This window comes from Zhongshania borealis, from assembly GCF_039539625.1.
In the GTDB taxonomy this organism is placed as follows: domain Bacteria; phylum Pseudomonadota; class Gammaproteobacteria; order Pseudomonadales; family Spongiibacteraceae; genus Spongiibacter; species Spongiibacter borealis.
The window spans coordinates 1-1,094 of the sequence record NZ_BAABDM010000024.1; the positions used below are offsets into that span (position 1 = coordinate 1).

The 1,094-nt window shown below is 56.4% G+C and carries 1 protein-coding gene; it reads left to right on the plus strand.

The features are described from left to right. The coding region (locus ABD836_RS19405) for an Ig-like domain-containing protein (RefSeq protein WP_344939313.1) at positions 1-1,094 on the plus strand (1,094 nt) is incomplete at both ends.

The following is a 1,094-nucleotide window of genomic DNA, read 5'->3' on the forward strand; positions in this document are numbered from 1 at the left end:
TTCACGGCAACGACGACCTCAACGCATACAGTTGATACGAGTGCAGCAGCAACAATTACCGTTGATGCGATCACTCCTGATGACATCGTTAATGCGGCCGAGGCTGGCACCGCCATTAATGTGACTGGCTCTGTTGGCGGCGATGCAACCGTTGGTGACGCAATCAGCTTCACCATCAATGGCACGCCTTACAGCGGTACTGTACTGGCTGGCAACACCTTCAGCATTGCGGTTGATGGCGCAGACTTGGCAGCCGACACGAGCTTCGATGCAACAGTGGCTGGCAGCGATGATGCCGGTAATCCGTTCACGGCGACGACAACCTCGACGCATACGGTTGATACCACAGCGACGGCAACGATCACCGTCAACGACATAACGCCTGATGACATCGTGAACGCGGCTGAAGCTGGAACAAGCATCAATGTCACCGGTTCGGTTGGTGGCGATGCGGCCCCAGGCGACACTGTTAGCTTCACCATTAACGGCACGCCTTACAGCGGTACCGTGCTGGCTGGCAACACCTTCAGCATTGCGGTAGCCGGTAGCGATCTCGCTGCTGATACCAGCTTCGATGCCACGGTTGCAGGCACCGATGCCGCGGGTAATCCGTTTACTGCTACGACTACTTCGACTCACACGGTTGATACTGCAGCGAGCGCAACAATCACCGTTAACGACATCACCCCAGATGACATTGTGAACGCAGCGGAAGCCGGAACAACCATCAACGTCACCGGTACCGTTGGCGGCGATGCAACCGTTGGTGACGCAATCAGCTTCACCATCAACGGCACGCCTTACAGCGGTACCGTGCTGGCGGGTAACACCTTCAGCATTGTGGTTGATGGCGCGGACCTTGCGGCGGATACCAGCTTCGATGCAACAGTGACTGGCAGCGATGATGCCGGTAATCCGTTCACGGCTACCACTACCTCAACGCACACCGTTGATACGAGCGCAGCAGCAACAATTACCGTTAACGACATCACGCCAGATGACATTGTGAACGCAGCGGAAGCTGGAACAACCATCAACGTCACCGGTACCGTTGGCGGCGATGCAACCGTTGGTGACGCAATCAGCTTCACCAT